Raw genomic sequence first — 1,229 nt, forward strand, 5'->3', positions numbered from 1 at the left:
CTGGCCGAACGTGGCGGTGTCGGCGGCGATGCCCGCGAGGGTACCGACGGGCACCCCGGTGAGCTCCCGGGTGGGCAGGTCGGCGAACGCCGGGTCGGGACGCCTGCCGGGGGCGAACCGCTCCCCCAGCAGCACGGACCGTGGCGCCCGGCGGGCCACGAAGCCCAACGCGGTGCGGGAGCGCTCGTCGACCCACTGCAGGTCGTCGACCACGACCAGGAGGGCGGGGTCGAGCAGGGTGAGCAGGCCCCGTGGGTCGGTCGGCGCCTGCGGGCCGAGGGCCGCGGCGAGATCGTCGAGCACCGCGCCGTCGAGGTCCCGCTCCGCCTCGCGCCCGGCGAGGGTGACCACCGGCCGCCCGCACCGGGCGGCGGCCTCCCGCAGGACGCTCGACACCCCGGACCCGGGCGGCCCGGACACCCGGACGACCCCCTCCACGGCGAGCTCGCCGACGAACGGGGCGAGCTGCTCGACCGTGGTGCGCGGGCTGGCAGGTCCTGCGATGCGGGTTCGGTCCACCCTCCCACGAGTCCGGCCCAGGTGGAGGGGATACCACCTGGGCCGGGAGTTACGTACCTCTACGTACCTGCGCGATCACCGCAGGAGGCGGCCGATCTCCCCCGCGACCCGCGGGTCGGACAGGTACTCGCGGATGTCGTGCGGGCGGTCCTTCGGATTGTCCGTGAGCACGTCGCGCACGTCCCGCCAGTCGTCGGCCAGCGGACAGCCGATCGCGACGGCGTCAGCGGCGGCCCAGGCGTTCACCCAGGTCCCGACGCCGGTGGGCCGGCTCGGCGCACCGGTCAGCAGCTTGTCCTGCACCGCGTCCATGCCCAGCGGGCTGCCCGCCGTCACGAGCAGGGGCACGGAGGTCCCCGGGAGCTCGTCGAGCAGGTCCATCGCCACGACCGTGCCGAGGCTGTGGGCCACCAGCACGATCTCGCCGTCGGCGGGCAGGCCGGCCCGGACGACGTCGAGCACGGACTTCCGCACCGTGTCGTCGCCCAGGTACAGGGCGACGTCCCGGAACACGGCGGCGATCACGACGTCGTCGAGCCCGCTGCGGGCGGCGAGCCAGGTCAACGGCCGCTGCAGCGCCGCGACGACCCCGCCGAGGAACGACCCCTCGGTGGGGTCGGCCCGGTAGCCGGCCTCCGCCGCGGCCTCCTGCAGGAGGCTGCCGTAGAGGTCCCGGGCGGGTCCGGGCGGCGGGGCCGCGCGCTCGGCCG

General features: G+C 76.3%; 2 pseudogenes. Both read right to left on the bottom strand.

Going from position 1 to position 1,229, the window contains the following annotated elements:
• Positions 1-519: pseudogene (locus tag H5J29_RS33390) on the bottom strand (hypothetical protein); the annotation flags it as partial.
• 75 nt (positions 520-594) lie between these two features.
• Positions 595-1,229: pseudogene (locus tag H5J29_RS33395) on the bottom strand (hypothetical protein); the annotation flags it as partial.

Source organism: Pseudonocardia pini (assembly GCF_013870575.1).
Classification (GTDB): Bacteria; Actinomycetota; Actinomycetes; order Mycobacteriales; family Pseudonocardiaceae; genus Pseudonocardia; species Pseudonocardia pini.